This is a genomic window from Cupriavidus necator, from assembly GCF_016127575.1.
In the GTDB taxonomy this organism is placed as follows: domain Bacteria; phylum Pseudomonadota; class Gammaproteobacteria; order Burkholderiales; family Burkholderiaceae; genus Cupriavidus; species Cupriavidus necator_D.
Window position 1 is genome coordinate 639717 of record NZ_CP066018.1, and the last position, 24047, is coordinate 663763.

General features: G+C 65.3%; 23 protein-coding genes and 1 other RNA gene. 6 read left to right on the forward strand and 18 right to left on the reverse strand.

Features of this window, described 5'->3' with window-relative positions:
* Positions 1-27: 27 nt before the first annotated feature.
* The 5 genes from lapB to cmk form a co-directional block, all read right to left on the reverse strand.
* Positions 28-1266 (reverse strand): lipopolysaccharide assembly protein LapB, encoded by a 1239-nt coding sequence (gene lapB, locus I6H87_RS03015; protein ID WP_010812951.1) that lies wholly within the window; start codon positions 1264-1266, stop codon positions 28-30.
* A gap of 3 nt (positions 1267-1269) precedes the next feature.
* The gene (locus I6H87_RS03020) at positions 1270-1626 is read right to left on the reverse strand and encodes a LapA family protein (protein ID WP_010812952.1); all 357 of its coding nucleotides are present in this window, start codon (positions 1624-1626) and stop codon (positions 1270-1272) included.
* A gap of 274 nt (positions 1627-1900) precedes the next feature.
* A complete protein-coding gene (locus I6H87_RS03025) occupies positions 1901-2323 on the reverse strand; it encodes an integration host factor subunit beta (RefSeq protein ID WP_010812953.1) in 423 nt (140 codons plus the stop codon).
* 30 nt (positions 2324-2353) lie between these two features.
* Entirely contained in the window at positions 2354-4048 is a 1695-nt protein-coding gene (gene rpsA, locus I6H87_RS03030; RefSeq protein WP_010812954.1) for a 30S ribosomal protein S1, read from the reverse strand.
* 166 nt (positions 4049-4214) lie between these two features.
* Entirely contained in the window at positions 4215-4883 is a 669-nt protein-coding gene (cmk, locus tag I6H87_RS03035) for a (d)CMP kinase (protein WP_010812955.1), read from the reverse strand.
* Between the two features lie 126 nt (positions 4884-5009).
* Here cmk and I6H87_RS03040 point away from each other — a divergent pair, with 126 nt between their 5' ends.
* Positions 5010-5246 (forward strand): DUF2061 domain-containing protein, encoded by a 237-nt coding sequence (locus I6H87_RS03040; RefSeq protein WP_011614701.1) that lies wholly within the window; start codon positions 5010-5012, stop codon positions 5244-5246.
* Here I6H87_RS03040 and aroA read toward each other — a convergent pair.
* The 7 genes from aroA to gyrA all read right to left on the reverse strand — a co-directional run bounded on the left by aroA (position 5243) and on the right by gyrA (position 14660).
* Positions 5243-6547: a 3-phosphoshikimate 1-carboxyvinyltransferase gene (gene aroA / locus I6H87_RS03045; protein ID WP_010812957.1), complete on the reverse strand. Its 1305-nt coding sequence runs from the start codon at positions 6545-6547 to the stop codon at positions 5243-5245. The genes I6H87_RS03040 and aroA overlap by 4 nt on opposite strands.
* Before the next feature lie 41 nt (positions 6548-6588).
* Positions 6589-7485, reverse strand: a complete 897-nt coding sequence (locus I6H87_RS03050) for a prephenate dehydrogenase (RefSeq protein WP_011614700.1) — start codon at positions 7483-7485, stop codon at positions 6589-6591.
* Between the two features lie 108 nt (positions 7486-7593).
* A complete protein-coding gene (gene hisC / locus I6H87_RS03055) occupies positions 7594-8721 on the reverse strand; it encodes a histidinol-phosphate transaminase (protein ID WP_010812959.1) in 1128 nt (375 codons plus the stop codon).
* 28 nt (positions 8722-8749) lie between these two features.
* The gene (gene pheA, locus I6H87_RS03060; protein ID WP_011614699.1) at positions 8750-9910 is read right to left on the reverse strand and encodes a prephenate dehydratase; all 1161 of its coding nucleotides are present in this window, start codon (positions 9908-9910) and stop codon (positions 8750-8752) included.
* Positions 9911-10018: 108 nt separating this feature from the next.
* The gene (serC, locus tag I6H87_RS03065) at positions 10019-11176 is read right to left on the reverse strand and encodes a 3-phosphoserine/phosphohydroxythreonine transaminase (RefSeq protein ID WP_051398460.1); all 1158 of its coding nucleotides are present in this window, start codon (positions 11174-11176) and stop codon (positions 10019-10021) included.
* 159 nt (positions 11177-11335) lie between these two features.
* Complete coding sequence (locus I6H87_RS03070; RefSeq protein ID WP_010812962.1) at positions 11336-11899, reverse strand: DUF2059 domain-containing protein; 564 nt, start codon at positions 11897-11899, stop codon at positions 11336-11338.
* A 94-nt stretch (positions 11900-11993) separates the two neighbouring features.
* Positions 11994-14660 carry a DNA gyrase subunit A gene (gene gyrA, locus I6H87_RS03075; protein ID WP_011614697.1) on the reverse strand — a complete coding sequence of 889 codons (2667 nt, stop codon included), beginning with the start codon at positions 14658-14660 and terminating at the stop codon, positions 11994-11996.
* A 433-nt stretch (positions 14661-15093) separates the two neighbouring features.
* On the opposite strand from gyrA, the gene ompA reads away from it, so the two are divergent.
* From ompA to ssrA, 4 genes are all read left to right on the forward strand, one after another.
* A complete protein-coding gene (gene ompA, locus I6H87_RS03080) occupies positions 15094-15747 on the forward strand; it encodes an outer membrane protein OmpA (RefSeq protein WP_010812964.1) in 654 nt (217 codons plus the stop codon).
* A 125-nt stretch (positions 15748-15872) separates the two neighbouring features.
* The gene (gene ubiG, locus I6H87_RS03085; RefSeq protein ID WP_010812965.1) at positions 15873-16631 is read left to right on the forward strand and encodes a bifunctional 2-polyprenyl-6-hydroxyphenol methylase/3-demethylubiquinol 3-O-methyltransferase UbiG; all 759 of its coding nucleotides are present in this window, start codon (positions 15873-15875) and stop codon (positions 16629-16631) included.
* On the forward strand, positions 16628-17302 hold the full coding sequence (gph, locus tag I6H87_RS03090) for a phosphoglycolate phosphatase (RefSeq protein ID WP_010812966.1): 675 nt from the start codon (positions 16628-16630) through the stop codon (positions 17300-17302). Before ubiG ends, gph begins: the two co-directional genes overlap by 4 nt.
* A gap of 83 nt (positions 17303-17385) precedes the next feature.
* Positions 17386-17744: a transfer-messenger RNA gene (gene ssrA / locus I6H87_RS03095) on the forward strand.
* On the opposite strand, the gene I6H87_RS03100 is transcribed toward ssrA, so the two are convergent.
* A complete protein-coding gene (locus I6H87_RS03100; RefSeq protein WP_153018154.1) occupies positions 17709-17894 on the reverse strand; it encodes a hypothetical protein in 186 nt (61 codons plus the stop codon). The two genes, ssrA and I6H87_RS03100, sit on opposite strands and share 36 nt — an antisense overlap.
* Positions 17895-18056: 162 nt before the next feature.
* Between I6H87_RS03100 and I6H87_RS03105 the strand changes: the two genes are divergently transcribed.
* Positions 18057-18278 (forward strand): hypothetical protein, encoded by a 222-nt coding sequence (locus I6H87_RS03105; protein WP_010812967.1) that lies wholly within the window; start codon positions 18057-18059, stop codon positions 18276-18278.
* 215 nt (positions 18279-18493) lie between these two features.
* Here I6H87_RS03105 and I6H87_RS03110 read toward each other — a convergent pair whose 3' ends face one another.
* The 5 genes from I6H87_RS03110 to I6H87_RS03130 all read right to left on the reverse strand — a co-directional run bounded on the left by I6H87_RS03110 (position 18494) and on the right by I6H87_RS03130 (position 24022).
* Positions 18494-20215: a gamma-glutamyltransferase family protein gene (locus tag I6H87_RS03110; protein WP_010812968.1), complete on the reverse strand. Its 1722-nt coding sequence runs from the start codon at positions 20213-20215 to the stop codon at positions 18494-18496.
* 114 nt (positions 20216-20329) lie between these two features.
* Complete coding sequence (locus I6H87_RS03115; protein ID WP_011614696.1) at positions 20330-20866, reverse strand: DUF1097 domain-containing protein; 537 nt, start codon at positions 20864-20866, stop codon at positions 20330-20332.
* A 37-nt stretch (positions 20867-20903) separates the two neighbouring features.
* Positions 20904-22172, reverse strand: coding sequence for an amidohydrolase family protein (locus tag I6H87_RS03120; protein ID WP_011614695.1), 1269 nt, complete (start codon positions 22170-22172; stop codon positions 20904-20906).
* Positions 22173-22307: 135 nt separating this feature from the next.
* Complete coding sequence (locus I6H87_RS03125; protein WP_010812971.1) at positions 22308-22958, reverse strand: response regulator; 651 nt, start codon at positions 22956-22958, stop codon at positions 22308-22310.
* On the reverse strand, positions 22955-24022 hold the full coding sequence (locus I6H87_RS03130) for a sensor histidine kinase (protein ID WP_011614694.1): 1068 nt from the start codon (positions 24020-24022) through the stop codon (positions 22955-22957). Before I6H87_RS03130 ends, I6H87_RS03125 begins: the two co-directional genes overlap by 4 nt.
* Positions 24023-24047 lie beyond the last annotated feature (25 nt).

Consider the following 24047-nt stretch of genomic DNA (forward strand, 5'->3'; position numbering starts at 1 on the left):
CAATTCTGTTGCACAGGCCGCCCGGGATCAGCCGAGCGTCTCGGAACGCCGCGGGGCGTAGGTTTCCCAGCGGTTGCATCCCGGGCATTGCCAATAGAAAAGCCGGGCGCGGAAGCCGCACTCGCGGCAGGTGTAGCGCGCGAGGTTGCGCGTGCGCAGCTGCAGCAGGTCACGGATGGCCGTGGTTTCCTGCGCTTGCTCGCCGTTGCCGTCGGCGCCCTCGGCACCCTCTGCCGGGGCATCGGCACCCGCCGGCTGCGCGGACGGGGCGCCGGCCGTGACCACCGCCGCCTGCGCCTCGAAATACTTGGTCAGCGCCAGCAGCGTGGGCTGGCGGCGCAGCTGTTCGCGCATCAGGCGCGCGGCGGCTTCCGGGCCATTCACTTCCAGCTCTGCCTTGTAGGCGGTATCGAGCACCTCCGGCGCCAGCTTGCCCTTGAGCAGGCCGCGCAGCCATTCCAGTGCGGCGCCCTCCTCCTGCAGGCTGGCGTAGGCCTTGACCACGCGGTCCGCCACCAGCGGCAGAAAGGATGCATCCTGCCGTTCGATGCCAAGCCAGTGGCCAAGCGCCGCGCGGGCATCGCCCGCCGCCGCGGCCACGTCGCCCAACAGGATCGGGGCACGCACGTTGGCAGGATTCTCGGCAACGGCCTGGTTCAGCCACTTCACCGCATCTTCGGGGCGCTTGCGCTGCAGCGCGTCCTGCGCCAGCTCGCAGCAGAACTGGGCAATCTGCAGGCTGTAGCTGGTCTGCTCCAGCGTCTGCAGCTCGCGCGCAGCCTCGATCGCCTTCTGCCACTCCTTTTCCACTTCATAGAGCTCAAGCAGCACGCGCTTGGCCGACGCCGCGTAGGGGCCCGACATCAGCCGGCGCAGCGATTCCTCGGCGCGGTCCAGCAGGCCGGCGCGCAGGAAGTCCTCGCCCAGTTCAAACAAGGCATGCTCACGCTCGGGCTCGGGCAGGTCGGGGCGGGTCGCCAGGTTCTGGTGCACGCGGATGGCACGCTCGGTTTCGCCGCGGCGGCGGAACAGCGCGCCCAGCGCGAAGTGCAGCTCGGTGGTTTCCGGGTCCAGCCGCGCGACCTCGATAAAGGCGTCGATGGCCTTGTCGGGTTGCTCGTTGAGCAGGAAGTTGAGGCCCTTGAAATACGAGCGCGGCAAGGCGCCCTGCTCGCTGATCAGCTGGCGCACATCGAAGCGCGCCGCCATCCAGCCAAGGCCAAAGACAAGTGGCAGCGCCAGCAGCCACCAGGTTTCAAACATCATGGATCAGACCTTCGGGCCGACTACGTTATAGGGAACAGGTTTGCCGTCGCGCGGCGCGGCGGCGGCTGCCGACGTTGGCGACGGCGGCGATGCCGCTGACGCGCTCGCCTGCGCGCCGGCATCGGCCAGGGCGCGGCGCAGCCGGGCAAGCTCCATGCGCTGGCGCATCAGGTTGGGCGCGATCGATGCCAGTGCCGCGACCGCGCCGAGCACGAAGGCCGCGAACAGGATCAGGATCAGCGGGGCATGCCAGACGGCGTTGAAGAACAGCTGCAGCGAGGCTTCGGCGGTATTGCGCAGCGCCAGCACGAACAGCAGCACGAATACGACGATGCGGACGATCCAGGCGAACAGTTTCATGCGGTTGGCAGCGTTTCAGCGTGACGTGGAAGCGGCACCGGCGCACTCGCGCGAGGTCCGGCAAAGACCCCGGCATTGTAACGGATACGCTTCACCTATTCGGTAACCGGGCCGTAATGCGGCCCGGGCTGCGGCCCGGCGCCAGACGCCGGCAAGCCGCTTGCGCACGATGCGCCACCCGTCTCGGTGCGCACGCAAGGCCGGCAGCAATAAAAAAAGCGCCCCTAAGGGGGCGCTTTTTTCAACCACACAAGCAGCAGGCAAAACCCGGCAATCAGGAAGAGCGGACAAAATTCAGCCCACCCTCGTGCAATCCCGCCGCTGCGGCGGGAGCGCTGCCCTGGCCTACCTTGCCCGGCACGGCCTGGGCCGTGCCGGCGGCATGACCGTTGCCATTGGCGCCCGGAGGCGCCGGCTGGCTGCGGTCAACCCGTTCGCGCAATTCCTTGCCCGCCTTGAAGTGCGGCACCCGTTTTTCGGGCACCAGCACACGCTCGCCGGACTTGGGATTGCGCCCCACGCGAGGCGGACGCTTGTTCAGACCAAAACTGCCGAATCCGCGAATCTCGATGCGGTGGCCATCGGCCAACGCCTCCGACATCGCGTCGAGTATCGTTTTGACCGAGATGTCCGCGTCCCGCAGCAGCAGCTGGGGGAAGCGGGCAGCCAGTTTTTCGACGAGCTCCGACTTGGTCATGGGCATACGCGCAAGCGCGGGGGCCTGCGATTACTGGTTGTCCTGGCCGAGCTTGGCCTTCAGCAGGGCGCCGAGGTTGGTCGTGCCAGCCGTGCCAGTGTCAGCCTGGAACTTCTGCATCGCTTCTTGCTGCTCTGCGCTGTCCTTGGCCTTGATCGACAGGTTGATGTTGCGCGACTTGCGGTCGACGTTCACCACCAGGGCGGTGATCTGCTCGCCTTCCTTCAGCACGTTGCGGGCGTCTTCCACGCGGTCAGCGGAGATTTCCGAAGCACGCAGGTAGCCTTCCACATCGTCAGCCAGCTGGACCACGGCGCCCTTGGCGTCAACCGCCTTGATGGTGCCCTGAACCAGCGAACCCTTGTCGTTGGCCGAGATGAAGTTGTTGAACGGATCGCCCGACAGCTGCTTGATGCCCAGCGAGATGCGTTCCTTGTCGACGTCGATGCCCAGAACCACGGCTTCGACTTCGTCGCCCTTCTTGTACTTGCGAACGGCTTCTTCGCCAGTCTCTTGCCACGACAGGTCCGACAGGTGCACCAGGCCGTCGATGCCGCCCGGCAGGCCGATGAACACGCCGAAGTCGGTGATCGACTTGATCTGGCCGGCCAGCTTGTCGCCCTTCTTGTGGTTACGCGAGAAATCGTCCCACGGATTGGCCTTGCACTGCTTCATGCCCAGGCTGATACGACGCTTGTCTTCGTCGATATCCAGCACCATGACTTCGACTTCGTCGCCCAGCTGGACAACCTTGGACGGGGCAACGTTCTTGTTGGTCCAGTCCATTTCCGACACGTGCACCAGGCCTTCGATGCCGGCTTCGATCTCGACGAACGCGCCGTAGTCGGTCAGGTTGGTCACCTTGCCGAACAGGCGGGTGCCTTGCGGGTAGCGACGCGAGATGCCGACCCACGGATCTTCGCCCAGCTGCTTCACGCCCAGCGAGACGCGGTTCTTTTCCTGGTCGAACTTGAGGATCTTGGCGGTGATTTCCTGGCCAACCGACAGCACTTCGCTCGGGTGGCGGACACGGCGCCAGGCCAGGTCGGTGATGTGCAGCAGGCCGTCAATGCCACCCAGATCCACGAACGCGCCGTAGTCGGTGATATTCTTGACGATACCGTTGACGATGGCGCCTTCCTTCAGGGTTTCCATCAGCTTCTGGCGCTCTTCGCCCAGGGTCGCTTCGACCACGGCGCGGCGCGACAGCACCACGTTGTTGCGCTTGCGATCCAGCTTGATGACCTTGAATTCCAGGGTCTTGCCTTCGTACGGGGTGGTGTCCTTGATCGGGCGCACGTCAACCAGCGAACCCGGCAGGAACGCGCGGATGCCGTTGACCATCACCGTCAGGCCGCCCTTGACCTTGCCGGTCACGGTACCCGAGATGATCTCGCCGTCTTCCAGCGCCTTCTCGAGGTTCAGCCACGATGCCAGGCGCTTGGCCTTGTCGCGGGAGAGGATGGTGTCGCCATAGCCGTTCTCGAGCGCATCGATGGCCACGGAGACGTAGTCGCCGGCCTGCACTTCGAGTTCGCCCTGGTCGTTCAGGAACTCCTCCACCGGCACGAATGCCTCGGACTTGAGGCCGGCATTGACGACCACGAAATTGTGGTCGATGCGCACGACTTCAGCGGAGATCACTTCGCCAGCCTTCATATTGGAGCGGGCGACGGATTCCTCGAACAGTGCGGCAAAGGATTCGTTAGTTTGCAGGTCGGACATAAACGTAAGGTGAAATCCGCAATACGCTGGCCGGCGCGACTATCGCGCTCAGTCTGCCAGTGCAGCGGGGTCAGGTTTGACACAAGCCAGCCACAAGTCTTGCCCGGGCTGGCGCCATCTGGTGCCGTCGGGGTACGCCGCTTCTACTGATGCGCCCGCATGCATCTCATGCATCGGGCCGCACAGCGGCAAACCACTCCAGCACCTGCGCCACTGCCTGGTCCACCGTCATATCGGAGGTATCCAGCAGCTTTGCATCCTCGGCGGGACGAAGCGGCGCGGCGGTGCGGGTGCGATCCCGTACATCGCGCGCTTCAAGGTCACGCAAAAGGTCTTCAATATTAGCAGAAATTCCCTTATCAATCAATTGTTTATAGCGCCTGCGAGCGCGCGCCTCAACACTTGCGGTCAGGAACACCTTGAGCGGCGCATCCGGGAAGATCACGGTGCCCATGTCGCGGCCGTCGGCAACCAGCCCGGGCAGCTTGCGGAAGCTGCGCTGCAGCTGGGTCAGCGCATCGCGCACCGGCTGGTGCACGGCGATGGCCGAGGCCCGGTTGCCGATCGCCTCGGCACGGATTGCCAGGCTGACTTCCTCGCCTTGCAGCCAGACGCGGTCAGGGCCGAACTTCACATCGAGGCGGGAAGCGATCTTTGCAAGCGCGTCCACGTCCGCCAGGTCAATCCCGGCGCGGTCGCTGGCCAGCGCCACGAGCCGGTACAGGGCGCCGCTGTCGAGCAGGTGAAAGCCCACGGCGTCCGCAACCTTGTGCGCGACAGTGCCCTTGCCCGAGGCAGTCGGCCCGTCAATGGCGATGACGTTGACGATAGTCATTGTTTATAAAGCCAAAAGAAACGATTGATTGTGAATTCAATTGAGAATCATTATTATTTGATTCATGGCGCTTGACCGCAGTCGCGGCACGGTGCCCTTCCCGTCCCAGTCGCGAGGCAATCTAACATGGCAAAAACCCTGACGTTCGGCATCATGCACCTCGGCATCGCGTTCAGCGTGACGTATGCGCTGACCGGCAGCCTCGCCATCAGCGGTGCCATCACCTTCATCGAGCCGGCCGTCAATACCGTGGCCCACTACTTCTTCGACCGCTACTGGGAGAAGCGCGAGCGCCGCCAAGCCGGGACTGCCCGCAATCATGCCGCGGCGCAGCGCAACCACGCCAACCTGGCCGGCGCCTAGCCGGTCACGCCCGCAAACACGCTGAAGTAATCCGGGAACGTCTTCGCCACACAGCCCGGATCATTGATCCGCACCGGCAGCGGCCCGAAGGCTGCCAGCGAGAAGCACATCGCCATGCGATGGTCATCATAGGTGCCAATGCCGTCGGCCGGAGTCTGCCACGGCTGCGGCGGCGTCACACGCAGGTAGTCTGCCCCCTCTTCCACGACTGCGCCGAGCTTGCGCAGTTCCGTCGCCATCGCCGCGATACGGTCCGTTTCCTTGACGCGCCAGCTGGCGATATTGGTCAGCGTGGTCGTGCCTTCGGCAAACAGTGCTGCCACCGCCAGCGTCATCGCCGCATCGGGGATATGGTTGCAGTCCAGTTCGATGCCGTGCAGGCGCCCGTCGTCGCGTTCCGTGCCGCGCACTTCGATCCAGTTGTCACCGGCCATCACATTGGCGCCCATGCGGTTGAGCGCCTCGGCGAAGCGCACATCGCCCTGGATGCTGGCCATGCCCACGCCTTCCACCCGGACCGGGCCACCGCCGATCGCGCCGGCCGCCAGGAAGTAGGAAGCGGACGACGCATCGCCCTCGACAAAGATCTCGCCCGGCGAGCGGTAAGCCGCGCCGGCCGGCAGCACGAAGCGCTCCCAGCCCTGCCGCTCGATCTCGATGCCGAAGCGCGCCAGCAGGTTCAGCGTGATCTCGATATACGGCTTGGAGATCAGCTCGCCCACCACCTCGATCTCGATGCGGCCGCTGTCGGATTGCGCCATCGGCAGGCTCATCAGCAGCGCGGTCAGGAACTGGCTCGACACATCGCCGCGCACGCGGATCGGCGCATCGATGCGAATGCCGGCCGGCTGGATATGCAACGGCGGAAAGCCTTCATTGCCAAGGTAGTCGATCACGGCGCCCACCTGGCGCAGGCCGTCGACCAGGTCGCCGATTGGCCGCTCATGCATGCGCGGCACGCCCGACAGCTTGTAGTTGCCGCCCTGCAGCGCAAGCGCGGCAGTCAGCGGGCGGATCGCGGTGCCGGCATTGCCCATGAAGAGCTCGGCCGACTTGTTCGGGAAATTGCCGCCGGCGCCGGTGACAATGTAGTCGTCGCCTTCCTGCCGCCACGCCACGCCGAGCGTGCGCAACGCCTGCAGCATCACGCGGGTGTCGTCGGAATCGAGCAGATCGCGCACGCGGGTCTCGCCCGTGGCCAGTGCGGCCAGCAGCAGCACGCGGTTGGAGATGCTCTTCGAGCCCGGCAGCCGGACGGTGCCGTTGGCGCGGGTCAGGGGGCCTAGCGTCAGGTGTTCCATGGTTCTCGTGGGCGCCGGGGCGCCGCGGTCAGGCGATTGGTTCAGGGTTCGGTATGGTTGCCCGCGGCACGCTCTGCGCCCCAGGCCAGCCGGGTCTTGCTGGCGCGCGCGAAGATGCGTTCGAGCGCGTCGCCGTCGCCCTTCTCGATCTGCGCCTTCAGGTGCGCCAGCACCGACTGGTAGGTATTCAGCTCACGCAGCAGCGCGTCGCGGTTGGCCACGCAGATATCGCGCCACATTTCCGGCGACGAGGCCGCGATGCGCGTGAAATCGCGGAAACCGCCGCCGGCGAAGCCCAGCTTCAGCGCGGCATCTTCCGCATTGGCGACCTGCGCCACCAGCGCGTACGACAGCACGTGCGGCAGGTGGCTGACCGCGGCAAACACCGCGTCGTGCTGCACTGCCGACATCACATGGCATTCTGCGCCGGCGCTTTCCCACATGGCGCGCACCGCGGCGACATCGGCGCGCGAGTTTTCCTGCAGCGGGCACAGCACGGTCTTCTTGCCGAGGTACAGGTCCGGCAGCGCCGCCTCCACGCCGTTGAGCTCGCGCCCGGCGATCGGGTGTGCCGGCACGAACTGCGCGACCTTGTCGCCGAGCGCCGTCTTGGCCGCCATGATCACGTCTGACTTGGTGCTGCCGGCATCGGTGACGATGGTGCCCGGCTGCAGGTGCGGCTCCAGCGCGTGCAGCAGCGCAAAGTTCTGCGCCACCGGCGCGCACAGCACGATCACGCTGGCGCCGCGCGCGGCATCCGCCAGCGTCGCGGCCTCGTCGATCACGCCAAGGTCCAGCGCCTTCTGCAGCGACGCCGGCGAGCGCCCCACCCCGACCACCGTGCCCACCACGCCGGCGCGCCTGAGCGCCAGCGCGAGCGAGCCGCCGATCAGGCCGACACCGACAATGACAACACGGGAAAAATGCAATGCACTCACAATCTCAGGCCGCTAGGGGCAGTGGCTCGGACCAGGCCGAGGTAAATCGATGATTGGCAACGAGGCAGGCAAGCAGCCTGCAGCGAAACGCCGCAATTGTAGCCGCGCTCACGCCAACGCCCGCTCCAGCGCCGCGATGAAGGCCGCGTTCTCCTCGGCCAGGCCGATGGTCACGCGCAGCCAGCGCGGCAGGTTGTAGTTGCCCACCGGCCGCACGATCACGCCCTGCTTCAGCAACGCCAGGTTGACGCGCGCGCCGGCGCCGTCGTCATCGCCCACGCGCACCATCACGAAGTTGCCGGAAGACGGCACGTATTCCAGCCCGAGCCGGTCGAAGGCATCGGTCAGCTGGCGCTTGCCGGCACGGTTCAGCTCGGCGCTGCGGCGCAGGAACCCGGCATCGCCCAGCGCGGCGATGGCCGCGGCCTGCGCCACGCTGTTGACGTTGAACGGCTGGCGGATGCGGTTCAGCAGGTCCGACAGCTCCGGCTGCGCCACCGCGTAGCCGATGCGCAGGCCCGCCAGGCCATAGGCCTTGGAGAACGTGCGCGACACCATCAGGTTCGGGTAGCGGCGCACCCAGGCGAGCGAATCGTATTGCTGGTCGGCATCCAGGTATTCGTTGTACGCCTCGTCCAGCACCACCACCACATTGGCCGGCACCCGCTGCAGGAAGGCTTCGATCTGCGCGGCCGGCACGAACGTGCCGGTCGGGTTGTTCGGGTTGGCGATAAAGACCAGGCGCGTATCGGGCGCGATCGCCGCGGCCATCGCCTCCAGGTCATGGCCGTAGTCGCGCGCGGGCACTTCGATGGCGCGTGCGCCGATCTCCTGCGTGGCCAGCGCGTAGACCGCGAACGAGTACTCGGCATAGACGATCGACTGACCCGGCTCCACCAGCGCATGCGCGGCCAGCTCCAGGATGTCGTTGCTGCCATTGCCCAGCGTCAGCCAGTCGGCGGGCACGCCGAAGCGCGCCGACAGCTCGCCCTTCAGCGCAAAGCCGTTGGAATCCGGGTAGCGGCCGAGTTCAGCCACCGCATCGGCCACCGCGCGGCGGGCCGACTCGGGCATGCCGAGCGGATTCTCATTGGAGGCGAGCTTGACGATGCCGGCCTCGTCCAGGCCGAACTCGCGCGCGACTTCCGAAATCGGCTTGCCGGCCACGTACGGCGAAATCGCCCGCACATAGCCGGGTCCGAACACCGTGCCGCCTTGCTTACCCTGCTCCGCCATCTCGTCTCCTTGTTCTTGCCTGGCTGCCTTACTTGCTCGACGGATACGAGCCCAGCACCTTCAGGTAAGCCGCGTTGCGCCGCAGCTCTTCGATGGCGCGCGCCACTGCCGGCTCATGCTGGTGCCCTTCCACATCGACGTAGAAGTAGTACTCCCACGCGCCGCTGCGCGCCGGGCGCGACTCGAAGCGGCACATCGACACACCGTTCTCCGCCAGCGGCGCCAGCAGCTGGTACACCGCGCCGGCCTTGTTAGGTACCGACAGGATCATCGAGGTCTGGTCGCTGCCCGACGGCTCGGTCTCATAGCGGCCAATCACGGCAAAGCGCGTGCGATTGTGCGGATCGTCCTGGATATGCGTGCGCACGATATGCAGGTGATAGCGGTTGGCGGCGGACTCGCCGGCAATCGCGGCCACGGTCGGGTCTTCGCTGGCCATGCGCGCGGCCTCGGCATTGCTCGACACCGCCTGGCGCTCCAGGTGCGGATAGTTGGCGGTCAGCCAGTGCTGGCACTGCGCCAGTGCCTGCGCATGCGCGCGCACCACCGTGACGCCCTGCATGTCGGGCGTGGATGCCATCAGGTTGTGGTGCACCTTGAGCGCGATCTCGCCGCTGATCTTCAGCGAGGTCTGCAGGAACAGGTCGAGCGTGCGCGACACCGCGCCCTCGGTGGAGTTCTCGACCGGCACCACGCCGTACTCGACCGTGCCCGCCTCGACGGCACGGAACACCTCGTCGATGCTCGGGCAAGGCACGCCCGACACCTCATGGCCGAAGTGCGCATACAGCGCCTGCTCGGAGAACGTGCCGGCCGGGCCGAGGAAAGCCACTTCCAGCGGCTTTTCCAGCCCGCGGCAGGCGGACATCACCTCGCGCCAGATCGCCGCAACGCTTTCGCCCAGCAGCGGGCCGGGGTTGGCGCCCTGCACCTTGCGGATCACCTGCAGCTCGCGCTCCGGGCGGAACACCGGCGCACCGTACTTCTTCTTGACCTCACCGACCTCGAGTGCCAGTTTGGCGCGGCGGTTCAGCATCGCCAGCAGTTCGCGGTCAACGGTGTCGATCTGCTCGCGCAGCGGGCTCAGCTCGACCGACAGCTTGCGCTCGGCTTCGCTCAGGTGGGTGTCGTTCTGCTGCTCGTTGGGCGGCGTCTCCTCGCGCGCGGGGGTGCGGTCTTGGCTTGTCATTTTGTATGAATCCGGTGGGCCGCCGGGGCGCGGCGGCCGGAGAAAAACTGACCTCTGCCTGCCGGCGCACTGTGCCTGAGGTGCGCGGGCAGCCAGCGGGAATGCGCGTCAGGCGGACGTACGCTCGAACTCGCGCATGAAATCGACCAGCGCCATCACGCCTTCCAGCGGCATCGCGTTATAGATGCTGGCGCGCATGCCGCCAACGGTCTTGTGTCCCTTGAGTTGCACCAGGCCGTTGGCCCGCGCCTGTTGCAGGAACACCTCATTGCGCGATTCGTCGCCCAGGAAGAACGGCACGTTCATGCGCGAGCGGCAGCTCGGATGGATCTCGTTGCGATAGAAATCGCTCTGGTCCAGGTAGTTGTACAGCGCCGACGCCTTGGCGATATTGCGCTGCTCGATCGCGGGCACGCCGCCCTGGCGCTTGAGCCACTTGAAGACCAGGCCGGCGATATAGATCGCATAGGTCGGCGGCGTGTTGTACATCGAGTTGTGCTCGGCCACCAGGCGCCAGTTGAATGCCGACGGGCACAGCGGGTGGGCATGGCCGATCAGGTCGTCGCGCACGATCACGATGGTGACGCCGGCCGGGCCGATATTCTTCTGCGCGCCGCCGTAGACCACCTGCACGCGCGACCAGTCGATCGGGCGCGACAGGATATGGCTGGAAGCATCCGCCACCACCACGCGGTCGCCCTTGACCTGGCCGATATCGGGAATGTCCTGGAACTCCACGCCGACGATGGTCTCGTTGGTGCACAGGTGCACGTACCCGGCATCGTCCGACAGCTTCCAGTCAGCAATGTCGGGGATGCGGTGGAATTTCTCCGCCTCGCTGGTGGCCGCGATATTGACCGCGCCATAGCGGCGGGCTTCCTGCTCGGTCTTGACCGACCAGGTGCCGGTGACGACGAAATCGGCCTTGGGCTGCTCGGCGCTGCGCAGCCGCATCAGGTTCAGCGGCACGATGGCGTTTTCGCCAATGGCGCCACCTTGCAGGAACAGCACCTTGAAATTGGCGGGGATGTGCAGCAACTCGCGCAGGTCAGCGATCGCTTCGTTATGGATGCTTTCGAATTCGCGGCTGCGGTGGCTCATTTCCATCACCGAAACCCCGGTCCCGTGCCAGGACAGCATCTCCTCGGCAGCCTGCTGCAGCACTTCGGCGGGCAGCGCCGCCGGGCCAGGGGAGAAGTTGTAGACACGTTCGGCCAATGCACGCTGCATCATGCCGGCAAGAGCGGGATTCTGGGGATCGTTCATGAGACGGGGAATGGAAAAATGGCTGCCGGTGTTACCCAAGCAGCCATTATCCCTCAAACCCGCGCCCCGTTGGGCACCCGGGGCCAGGCCCCGGGGCCGCACTTGCCTGCAAGGCTGCAGGCGGACGGCGGTCTGATTCAGTGGCGGATCACGCCAGCATCACTTCGAAGCGGCGGTGATTTCCTTCTCTGCGGCGTCGCGCATCGACTTGCCGACCTGCGGGCCGTACTTCTGCATCATCGAACCCCAGATCTCCTGGGTCGCCTTGCCCTGGTTGGCCATGAACTTCTGGCCGGTCGGCGACTTCAGGAAGGTGGTCAGGTCCTTGAGTTCCGCCGTCGAGTAGTACTTGCCGAAGGCATCGTAGTGCGCCTGGATCGCGTCCTTGCGGAAGCCATCGGTGCTGAAGGCCGAGCCGGCGCCGTCAACCATGCGCTGGACCGCGCCGTTCTTCTTCAGCTTTTCGACAGCGGCCTGCTTCTGCTTGTCGTTCAGGGTCTTGTTCTCGACCAGCACTTGTTCCAGCACCAGCGGAGCTTCCTGCTTGGCGCCTTGCTGCCAGTTTTCGGCCTGGCCCTTGACAGCCTGGTCTGCCTGCATGACGGAAAGCAGTTCCTTGATGGCTGCTGTCTTTTCCGCATCCTGCGCATGGGCGTGCTGCGCCATCATGAAGGTCGGAACGAAAGCGGCCAGAACTGCGATACGTCGATAGGTTTTGAGCATTGTGACTCCCTGGTAAATACGTCCGTTTTAGTCCGGACAGCCGCGACGCGAGTTCCGGCGGGCGTCCTATTGTTGCAACAATTTACGATTTGTCTTACGGATTAGCGTCCAAGTCGGCCCCGGCAGCACCTTCTGCACCGTCGGCGTCTTCAGCCTCGTCGCCACCGGCACCGTTATCGGCATCGCTTTCGACGATGCGCTGCAGCCCGGACAACTTGGTGCCTTCGTCAACGTTGATCAGCGTGACACCCTGCGTGGCGCGGCCCATTTCGCGGATTTCAGCCACGCGGGTACGGATCAGCACGCCACCGGTGGTGATCAGCATGATCTCATCCTCGGGCGAAACCAGTGCTGCCGCCACCACACGGCCATTGCGCTCGCTCGTCTGGATCGCAATCATGCCCTTGGTGCCGCGACCGTGTCGAGTGTACTCAGCAATGGGGGTGCGCTTGCCGTAGCCGTTCTCGGTCGCGGTCAGCACGCTGCCGCGCATGCCCGCCTCAGCCTCTTCGGCGGTCTCGGCCGGCGCCACCAGCATGGCGATCACGGTCTGGCCGTCTTCCAGGTTCATGCCGCGCACGCCGCGCGCCTGGCGGCCCATCGGACGCACGTCGTTCTCGTCGAAGCGCACGGCCTTGCCGGCATCGGAGAACAGCATCACATCGTGCTGGCCGTCGGTCACGGCCGCGCCGATCAGGTAGTCGCCCTCGTCCAGGTCGACCGCGATGATGCCGGCCTTGCGCGGATTGGAGAACTCGGTCAGCGCGGTCTTCTTGACCGTGCCGCGGGCGGTGGCCATAAAGATGAAGTGCTCGGCGTCAAACTGCTTGACCGGCAGGATCACATTGATCTTCTCGCCTTCGGACAGCGGGAACATGTTGACGATCGGGCGCCCGCGCGAGTTGCGCGAGCCCTGCGGCACCTCATACACCTTCAGCCAGTAGAGCCGGCCGCGGTTGGAGAAGCACAGGATGTAGTCGTGGGTATTGGCCACGAACAGCGTGTCAATCCAGTCGTCTTCCTTGGTCGCTGCCGCCTGCTTGCCGCGTCCGCCACGCTTTTGCGCGCGGTACTCGGAAATCGGCTGGCTCTTCATATAGCCGCTGTGCGACAGCGTGACCACCATGTCCTGCGGGGTGATCAGGTCTTCGGTGTCCAGCTCGGTCGCGTTCAGCTCGATCTGCGAACGGCGCTCATCGCCGAATTCGGCGCGGATAGCGGTGAGTTCGTCGACGATGATGGCAGTAATACGCTCCGGCCGCGCCAGGATATCCAGAAGATCGGTGATTACCGCCATGATGTCGCGATATTCCTGGACGATCTTGTCCTGCTCGAGCCCGGTGAGGCGTTGCAGGCGCATTTGCAGGATTTCCTGCGCCTGGCCATCCGACAGGCGGTACAGGCCGTCTGCCTGCATGCCGAACACCGGCGGCAGCCCGTCCGGACGATAGGAGGCGCGGCCGCCCGGGGTCTCGCCTTCGGCGCGCGCAAGCATTTCGCGGACCAGGGCCGAATCCCATGCCTTCGCCATCAGTTCCTGCTTGGCGATCGGCGGAGTCGGTGCGGCCTTGATGATGGCGATGAATTCGTCGATGTTGGCCAGCGCGACGGCCAGGCCTTCCAGCACGTGGCCGCGCTCGCGCGCCTTGCGCAGCTCGAATACCGTGCGGCGGGTGACGACTTCGCGCCGGTGCGCCAGGAAGTACTCCAGCATCTGGCGCAGGTTCAGCAGGCGCGGCTGGCGGTCGACCAGCGCCACCATGTTCATGCCGAAGGTGTCCTGCAGCTGGGTGTTCTTATATAGGTTGTTGAGAACAACCTCGGGCACCTCGTTGCGCTTGAGCTCGATCACCACGCGCATGCCGGACTTGTCCGACTCGTCGCGGATGTCGGAAATGCCCTCGATCTTCTTTTCAGTGACCAGTTCGGCGATGCGTTCGAGCAAGGTGCGCTTGTTGACCTGGTAGGGCAGCTCGTCGACGATGATCGCCTGGCGCTGGCCGCGGTCGATGTCCTCGAAGTGCGTCTTGGCCCGCATCACCACGCGGCCGCGGCCGGTGCGATAGCCTTCGCGAACGCCCTGGATGCCATAGATAATCCCGGCGGTCGGAAAATCAGGCGCCGGAATCAATTCAATCAGTTCATCCACCGTCGCCTGCGGGTTGCGCAGCAGGTGCAGACAGCCATCGACGATTTCATTCAGGTTATGCGGCGGGATATTGGTGGCCATGCCCACCGCAATACCGGACGAACCGTTGATTAGCAGATTGGGAATACGCGCCGGCAGGATCGAAGGCTCTTTTTCAGAGCCGTCGTAGTTGCTGTCGAAATCGACGGTTTCCTTGTCGATGTCGAACAGCATCTCGTGGGCGATTTTCGCCAGGCGGATTTCGGTATAACGCATGGCCGCGGCGTTATCGCCGTCGACCGAACCGAAATTACCCTGGCCGTCGACCAGCATGTAGCGCAGCGAGAAGTCCTGCGCCATGCGGACGATGGTGTCGTAGACTGCGGTATCGCCGTGCGGGTGATACTTACCGATCACATCACCGACGATACGGGCCGACTTCTTGTAGGGTCGGTTCCAGTCGTTGTTAAGCTCGTGCATCGCAAACAGCACGCGCCGGTGCACCGGTTTCAGGCCGTCCCGCACATCAGGAAGCGCCCGGCCCACGATCACGCTCATGGCGTAATCGAGATAGGAGCGGCGCATTTCCTCTTCGAGGGAGACCGGAAGGGTTTCTTTTGCGAATGGATCCATTGCGGCGTGGTTTATGCGGCAGGTTTAAGCGAATGACAGGCCCTTTAGCGCGCGGCACAGTGGGCGCCTGACGGCTGGGCAACGTGTCATTCTAACATGCCGCCACCCCCCGCCTGCCGCTCTCCGGACAGCCCTTGCGCACACCTCCCGAGGCCCTCGCTGAAACCCGGAATCCCTGATGCCACAAGGCTTTGCGGGCGACACAAGACCTATGTTGCACAAACACCACAGGCCCAAAACCCATGCGGCGAATCGAATATATTTACTTCTTAGGAAACGACCCTTGTGGCACAATTCCCCAGCGAAGAGCCAGACATTGTTCGAAGTGGAGCATCCACCACATCGAGAATGTTATACTCCGAAGAATGTATGACTTGTTTTCGTCCATTTGCTCGCAGTAACCCTGCGGTGATCTCATCCTGAGAGGAGAAATATGAAAAAATTTGCCAAGCTCGCGCTCGTTGCAGCTACCGCAGTAATGGCTGCATCCGCTCAAGCTCAGTCCGTCCCTTATGAAAAGAAGGCAGTGAACGACAACTGGGGCAACGGTACGAGCGAGTACGTGTGGAAGAATGGCACGAACGAGCTCTGCTGGCGCGACAGCTCCTGGACCCCGGCCACCGCCAACGCGCTGTGCGACGGCGCCCTGGCCCCGGCCGCACCGGCACCGGCACCGGCTCCGGTGGCTCCTCCGGTCGTCTCGAGCGAGAAGGTCACTTTCGCTGCTGACACCCTGTTCGACTTCGACAAGGCTGTCCTGAAGCCGGAAGGCAAGGCCAAGCTGGACGACCTGGTCTCGAAACTGCAAGGCATCACCCTGGAAGTTATCATCGCCGTTGGCCACACCGACTCGTTCGGTTCGGACAAGTACAACGATCGCCTGTCGATCCGTCGTGCTGAATCGGTCAAGGCTTACCTGGTGAGCAAGGGCGTTGAAGCCAACCGCGTCTACACCGAAGGCAAGGGCAAGCGCCAGCTGAAGGTCGATCCGAAGTCGTGCAAGGGCAACCGCAAGTCCCAGATCGCCTGCCAGCAGCCGAACCGCCGCGTGGAAGTCGAAGTGGTCGGCACCCGCAGCGCACGTTAATCGGATTCTTTCCGACGACGAAAGGCCCAGCGCAAGCTGGGCTTTTTTTTTGGTACAGTTGCCCGGACTGTCCCTCTCTTCCCTTCACACCGCCGGCGCGGCTAGTGCCGCCGGCCCCGCATACGATGACGTTGCAATCGCAAACCCTTTCCGCAGCCGGCGCCGCCAATCAGGACCTGCCGCGCGGCAATGCCGATCCGAAGGAAATCGACAAGTTCAGCGAACTGGCCCACCGCTGGTGGGACCCGGAAAGCGAGTTCAAGCCGCTGCATGAGCTGAACCCGCTGCGCCTGCGCTGGATCGACGGCATCGCCGGTCTGGCCGGCAAGCGCGTGGTCGACGTGGGTTGCGGCGGCGGCATCCTGTCCGAAAGCATGGCACGCCTGGGCGCCACGGTGCGCGGTATCGATCTCTCGACCAAGGCACTGAAGGTAGCGGACCTGCACAGCCTGGAGACCGGGGTTGCCGTGACCTACGAAGAGATCGCCGCAGAAGCGCTGGCCGCACGTGAACCGGCCAGCGTCGATGTGGTGACCTGCATGGAGATGCTGGAGCACGTGCCGGATCCGGCGTCGATCGTGCAAGCCTGTGCCACGCTGGTCAAGCCCGGCGGCTATGTGTTCTTCTCGACCATCAACCGCAACCTGAAGGCCTACCTGCTGGCCATCGTCGGCGCGGAGTATGTGCTCAACATGCTGCCGCGCGGCACGCACGACTACGACAAGTTCATCACGCCGTCCGAGCTCGCGCGCTTTGCCCGCCAGGCCAGGCTGGACCTGGTGGAAATGCGCGGCATGACCTACAACCCGCTGTCGCAGGTGTATGCGCTGGGCAGCGACACCGATGTGAACTACATGATGGCGTTCCGCCGGGTGGCAGCATGAGCGCCGGCATCGCAGGGGTCTTCTTCGACCTCGACGGCACGCTGGCAGATACCGCGCCGGACCTGGCGGCGGCGGCCAACCGGCTGGTCGTCGAGCGCGGCCAGGCGCCGGTGGCCTATGAAAAACTGCGTCCCGTCGCCTCGCACGGCGCGCGTGGACTGCTGGGTGCAGCCTTCGGCCTGCGTCCGGAGGATGCAGAGTTCCCGGCGCTGCGCGATGTCTTCCTGGACTACTACGAGGCCGACATCGCGGTGCACACGCGCCTGTTCGACGGCATGCCGCAAGTGCTGGCCGCGCTCGAGGCAGCGGGCATCCCGTGGGGCATCGTCACCAACAAGATCGCCCGCTTCACCGTGCCGTTGGTCGCCGCGATCGGCCTGGCCCCGCGCGCCAGCGCGGTCGTCAGCGGCGACACCACGCCCCACGCCAAGCCGCACCCCGCCCCGCTGCTGCATGCCGCGGCAAGCGCCGGCGTCGACCCGCGCCAGTGCGTCTATGTGGGCGATGACCTGCGCGACATCCAGGCCGGCAAGGCCGCCGGCATGATCACCGTCACAGCCGCCTATGGCTATTGCGGCGACGCCGAGCCGCCCGAGACCTGGGGCGCCGACCACCTGATTCGCCACCCGGCCGAGCTGATCCCGCTGCTGTTGCCCGCCGTGGTCGCCTGATTGTGTCGCAGGGGTATCCTGGCCGTTCCCGGAACTCCCCGCGACAGCTTGCGTCCAACCGGGTACAATCCAGCTTCCTCACTGGGGCCGACCTGGTTTCGACGTGGGTTACAAAGCAGTGGAGGGCATACCGAGGACCCGTCACCTCGTTAATCAATGGGAATGCAATAACTGCTAACGACGAACGTTACGCACTGGCCGCTTAATTGCGGCCGTCCTCGCACTGGCTCGCTGACGGGCTAGGGTCGCAAGACCACGCGAGGTCATTTACGTCAGATAAGCTCCGGAAGGGTCACGAAGCCGGGGACGAAAACCTAGTGACTCGCCGTCGTAGAGCGTGTTCGTCCGCGATGCGCCGGTTAAATCAAATGACAGAACTAAGTATGTAGAACTCTCTGTGGAGGGCTTACGGACGCGGGTTCGATTCCCGCCGGCTCCACCAGTATTCAGTCCGATGCAGCACCTGCAGGTCTAGAAACCCGCGATAGCCGAAGGCTTCGCGGGTTTTTTCTTTGGCAGCGGATACCCCGCCATCTGTTTTCCAGGACGGTAACCAAATCGCACCGCAGCCTTTGCAGTTGTTTACAGTCATGTCCCCAGCCCTGGCCTACGCTGGAATCGCTGCAGGCCGGGCCATGCACGGCATCAGCATCACAGTGCTCCACAGGCGGACGCCTGGCACCGGCTCCCCGTTGCCAGGCCCTTTGTCCACGCCGGCGCGACCGCACATCGTCCACAAGAGACGGAGTTGGCGATGCCAATCAAGTCCATCGAGGTCATCCTCACCCGAGACGCGCAGTGGGCCCTCGAATACGACCCCGACAACCCGGGACCGGTCTACCCGTCACGCGATGCCGCGATTGCCGCAGGCCTGCAGCTGGCGATGACCCACGATGCCGTCCTGACCATTCATGGCATCAATGACAAATCGGACGCGTTCGATTTCAGGGAATTGCACGTCCCTTTGCTCCATTGATGGTTGGTGCTGTCAGCGCGCACTGGAAAGCAACATCCCCAGAATTGGGGATGCCCGGATCGCGTAGCGGCGCCATCATGGTATGCGGGCGTACTGCGACTCGCCCGCTACCACTTGTGGCCCTCGTCCTCCCTGGCCGAGGGCTCTTTCTTTGGGTGACGCACCGGTACAACGCAGCGTCACCGGGAAGCGCCGCCGGCGCCGGGCGCCGCGCGCTATACCCCCAGCGCCCGGCCATCGCTGCGCGGGTCGTGCGCGCCGCTAAGCTGCCCGCCGGTATCGATCCGGATCGCGCCCGGATGACCGGCCAGCTGGCTTTGCGCAGGGATCGGGCTCAGTTGATGGCCGCGCGCGGCAAGCTCGTTGAACACCGGCAGGCCGGCATCCTGTTCCAGCTTGAGGCTGTCGCGGCTGTCCGAGAAGGTCTTGCCCAGCAGGAAGCGCGGGCGGCGCAGAGCCGTCAGCGGATCCATGCCGTAGTCGATCATCCGTGTCAGCACCGCGGCCAGTGTCTGCGGCTGGCCGTCGGCGCCTTGCGTGCCGTACAGCAGGTGCGGCCGGCCCTGCTTGAGGTAGATGCCGGGATTGAGGGTATGGAATGGCCGCTTGCCGCCGCGCAGCACGTTGGGGCTGGCGGGATCGAGGCTGAACGATGCGCCGCGGTTGTGCCAGAGCACCCCCGTGTCGCCGACGACCAGGCCGCTGCCCCAGTCGAAATAGACGGTCTGCAGCATGCTCACGCAGCGGCCCTCGCGGTCGGCGGCGCCGATGTAGACGGTGTCGCCGGGCTTGAACACATGCGGCCACGCCATGGCGCGGTCCATGCGGATGCGGCGCGCGTGGGCGTCGAGATTGGACCTGGACAACAGCCGCTCCAGCGGCACGTCGACAAAATCGGGATCGGCGACGTAGCGGTTGCGGTCCAGGAACGCCAGCTTCACGGCCTCGACCAGCAGGTGGTAATAGTCTGCGCTGCCTTCCTGGATACCGGACAGATCGAACCGGTCGAGGATGCCCATGATCTCCAGCGTGGTCACGCCTTGCGTGGGCGGACGCAGGCCGAGCAGTTCGCCGTCGCGGTAGGCCACGCGCAGCGGCACTTCTTCGCGCGCCTGGCAGCGCGCCAGGTCCTGTTCGCGCAACGGCGAGCCGGCCTTGGCCAGCCCGGCGGCAAGGCGACCGGCGAGGTCGCCCTCGTAGAATTCGCGCCCGCCCTGTGTCGCCACCCGGTCCAGGGTGCGGGCCAGCTCAGGCTGGCGGAACATTTGGCCGGGCCTGGGCATGCGCCCGTCTGGCATGAAGACCTGTCCGAAGCCATCCCAGCCTGACAGGTCCGCCGAGCGGAACTCCTGCCAGAAGCACTGTGACGGCGTGACCGGGAATCCGTTGGCGGCGTACTCGGTGGCCCGCGCCAGCAGCGCCGACCACGACTGCGTGCCGCCCCACTGGTCCCGGCTGAAGGCAAAGGCGCGGTCCCAGATCGCAACGGTGGCGGCGGCAGTGAGTGCCGCTGCCGGGCCCCGCAGCGGAATCGTGCCGGCATAGCCCGAGGTCTCGGACGCCGCCTGGCCGATGCCGGAGAACGTGCGCACATTGCCGCCGCGGTCGCTGACCACCAGGAAGGCGTCGCCCCCCAGGCCGGTAAAGTGCGGGTATGTCACGCTCAGCACCGCGCCGATGGCAATCGCCGCCTCGATGGCGTTGCCCCCGGCCTTCAATACCTCCAGCCCCGCCTGGCTGGCCAGTCCATGCGGGCTGGTGACCATGCCCGCGGACGAATGCGCCAGCCCTGCGCGCCCGGATTGCGCCGGCTCCTGCGCCAGTTCCTGGCCGACGGCAGGCAATATGGTGCTGCCCGCCAGCGCGGCCGAGCCGGCCAGGAATGCCCGGCGCGACGTGCCGGTGCCGCAAGGATCCACTTCACCCAGAAATTCCATACCCACTTCCCCCGGATACGCGCGGCCGGCCCACGCTGGCAGCCGCGATAACGATTCGATGATGGCGCCGGGTCATGCTGCGCCTGGCACGCAAACCCGGCAGGACGCGTCGGCTCAGGTCCCGGTCTTCCAGCCTTGCCATGGGCGTTCGGCAACGGATTCCGGTGCCGCGTAGTGATGCTTGATCCAGGCATAGGCCGGTCCGAGCGCATTCATGGCGATCACCGCGCCAAGCGCGACAACGGGATCGCCCGGCACCGGGCCGAAGCCGCCGAACAGCGTGGCGAAATACGAGGCAAAGCCAAAGAACATGCCGGGGATGAAGCGCAGCGTGACGAACACGCGAGCGAGATACATCATCGAAGCGTTGAGCGCGAACAGGATCACCATCTCCGCCACGATCAGCGCTGGCCCGGAGAACTGCTCGGCCGCCTGGCGGAAGCAAAGCACGATGACAAAGGCAAAGAGCGAGCCCACCGGCAGTGTCGGCCAGATCTTCTTCAGGTTCTCCGGCGTGGGGCCGCCCATGGCAAAGGTCGCGGCCCAGCTAATGAAGATGGCCCATGGCGGCAGGTGCGAGGCATGCGCGGCGATGGGAACGGTGGTGATGGCAAGCAGTGAAGCCACGACTTCGGCGGGCAGCTTTCTCATGATCGACTCCTTGATGGACGGGGAACGGGCATTGCGGTCAGTGTGGGCAGCACCGGTGCCGATGGATCTCGCAGCGATGCTGCGTGACTACGGTGATCTTGCCGCGCTTGACCACCCACAGCCGCGGCGGGATGTCGATCAGCGCATCGGCCACCTGGAAGGTATCGAGCACGACCAGGTCAGCCTGGCGCCCGACCTTGAGGCCATAGGTGTCGTGCAGGCCGATCGCGCGCGCGGCGTTGTGCGTGCCCATGTCGAGCACCGCGAGCTGGTGCTCGGGCACGCCGAACTGGGCCACGTGCGCCAGCATGTTGCCGATCTGCAGCATGTCGGCCTTGCCGAACGGCGTGAAGGCGTTGCGGATATTGTTCGAGGAATACGCCACGTTGACGCCGCCGCTGTGCAGGGCCTTCACCGGCGCCAGCCCGCGGCGCTGGTTCTGGACGTCCTTGCGGCCGCCGAGATAGAGATCGGTGGCGGGCAGCGTGACGATGCTGATGCCGGCCTCGCGGATCTGCTCGATCAGCGGCTGCAGCTGCGCCGCGTCAAGCGCGCCCAGGCTCGTGACATGGCCCAGCGACACGCGCCCCTGGTAGCCGGCTTCGATGGTCTTCTGCGCGATATATGACACTGCGGCAAAGCGCTGGTCGCCGGTGTCGTCGGCAAAATCGGCATGCATGTCGACCGGCGCGTCATAGCGTTGCGCCAGTTCGAAGACCATGTCGATATGGCGCATGGTGTCGGCCCAGCTCAGCTCGTTGTACGGGCAGCCGCCGACCACATCGGCGCCCATGTCCATGGCTTCTGTCAGCAGCTCGCGGGTGCCCTGCGATTTCAGGATGCCCTCTTGCGGGAAGGCCACGATCTGCAGGTCGAGCAGATCGTGGTACTCCGATTTCAGTTCAAGCAGCGTCTCCACCCCGATCAGCCCCTGGATCAGGTCGACATCGGGATGCGCGCGGATCGCCACCGTGCCGTTCCTGACCGCCATGTCCAGCACCTGGCGCGAGCGGTCCAGCACATCCTGGCGCTGCTGCTTGCTTTTCAGGATGCCGGTGACGCGGATGGCTTCGTCCAGCGTGCCGAAGCGTGCCGGCAGGCGGCGGTGCAGCAGAGCCTTGTCCAGGTGCAGGTGCGCTTCGACCAGCCCCGGGATGACCGCGCGGCCGCCGGTCTCGATCACTTCATGCGCCGGCACGTCGATGCCGGGCTCGATGGCGGCGATGCGGCCGTCGCGGATGGCGATATCGGTCAGGGGCGCGTCGTCGCGTACACAGGCGTCCCGGATCAGCAGGTCCAGCTGCATGGCTTGTCTCCTCAGGTCTTGTTATGCAGGCGAAGTCAGGGCTTCGCTACCTGAAGCGTAGGTGCCGGGGCGGCATCACTACATCAGGATTGGCTGAATTCGACCTAAGGATTTTCCTAGACGCACCGCAGCAGACTAGGCCGCGTCCCCGGCTTCGGCGAGCAGGCCGTGGCGGATGGCGTAGTGCACCAGCCCGGCCGTCGAAGCGATATCCATCTTGCCGAGAATGTTGGCCTTGTGGGTGCTTACCGTCTTGGCGCTGAGCGACAGCGCCGCGGCGACCTCGTTGATGCCCAGCCCCTCGGCCAGCATCTGGAACACCTGCAGTTCACGCGCCGTCAGGCGTGCATGCGGCAACATGGCATCGGGCTGCCGGGCCTGGCTGAGGAGCTTGTCGGCAATCGCCGGCGAGACCGCGGTACCGCCGCGCGCCACCTTGCGGATGGCACCGAGCAGCTGGTCGGACTCCACATTCTTGGTCAGGTAGCCAGCCGCGCCCGCGCGGATAGCCTGCACCGCATATTGCGACTCGCGGTACATGCTCAGCACCAGGATCGGTAGCGCCGGATAGCCGGCCCGTATCTGCTGGATCAGCAGGATGCCGCTGCGCCCCGGCATCGACATGTCCAGCAACAGCACGTCCGGCGTCTGCGCGCGCAGCAGCGCCAACACTTCGCAGCCGTCGGCGGCTTCGGCCACCACCTGCATGTCGGGCACGGTGGAGAAGATCTTCTTGAGCCCGTCGCGGATGATGGTGTGGTCGTCGGCAAGCATCAGGCGGATCATCTTGCGCCTCCGTTGCCGGCAGTGCCGGCATTGGGGATCTGCGCCTCGACCCGGGTGCCGCCGCCCTTCTCGCTGGTTACCGCCAGCTTGCCGCCCAGCATCAGCGCACGCTCGCGCATCCCCAGCAAACCCAGGCTGCGGCGATGCCCGGCCCTGGACGCATCGATGCCGCGGCCGTTGTCGGCAACCACCAGCCGCAAGGTCCCGCCGGCCGCGCTCAGCTCCACCCGCACGCGATCGGCGCGGCCATGGCGGCAGGCATTGGTCAGCGCTTCCTGCGCGATGCGAAAGACCGCGGTGCTGAGTTCGGCGCTGAGCTCGCCGACGGGCTGCAGCGCCAGCTCGCAGGCGATGCCGCCGCGCTCGGAAAAAGACTCGGCCAGCCACTCGATCGCCGCGGTCAGCCCCAGCTCATCCAGCAGCGGCGGGCGCAGGTCTGCCGCGATGCGCTGCACCGCGTCCACCGTCGAATCCGCGATCTGCTTGAGCATCTGCAAATGCTTGCGGCACGCGTCGCCGGCATCGGGGCCCTGCTGCGCTTCGATAAAGCTGAGTCCCAGGCGCAATGCCGTCAGGGACTGCCCAAGCTCATCGTGCAGCTCGCGTGAGATCCGGGTGCGCTCCGCCTCGCGCACGGACTGCAGGTAGGCGGACAGCTCACGCAGCTGCGCGCGCGATTCCAGCAGCTCCTGCTCGGAGCGCTTGCGGTCGGTAATGTCGCGCGAGATGCCAACCGTGCCGACGACCGCGCCGTCCTGGCCCCGAATCGGCATCTTGATGGTATCGAACCAGCGCAGGCTGCCGTCCTGGCCGTGACGGCATTCCTCATAACGCCGGCGGATGCCGCTGGCCACCACCGCCTTGTCGGTGTCCAGGTAGACCTGTCCCCATTCCTCCGACCACACCTTGTCCGGCGTGCTGCCCAGAATCTCGGCCTCGGACCGCCCGCATGCGGCCATGAAGGCGTCATTGACCAGGACGTAGCGGGAGCCGACGTCCTTCAGCCAGGCCTGGTCGGGTATGTTGTTCAGTATGGCCCGCTGCAGGTCGACATACGTATCCATGACTTCTCCTTGCCGGGCCCTTGCC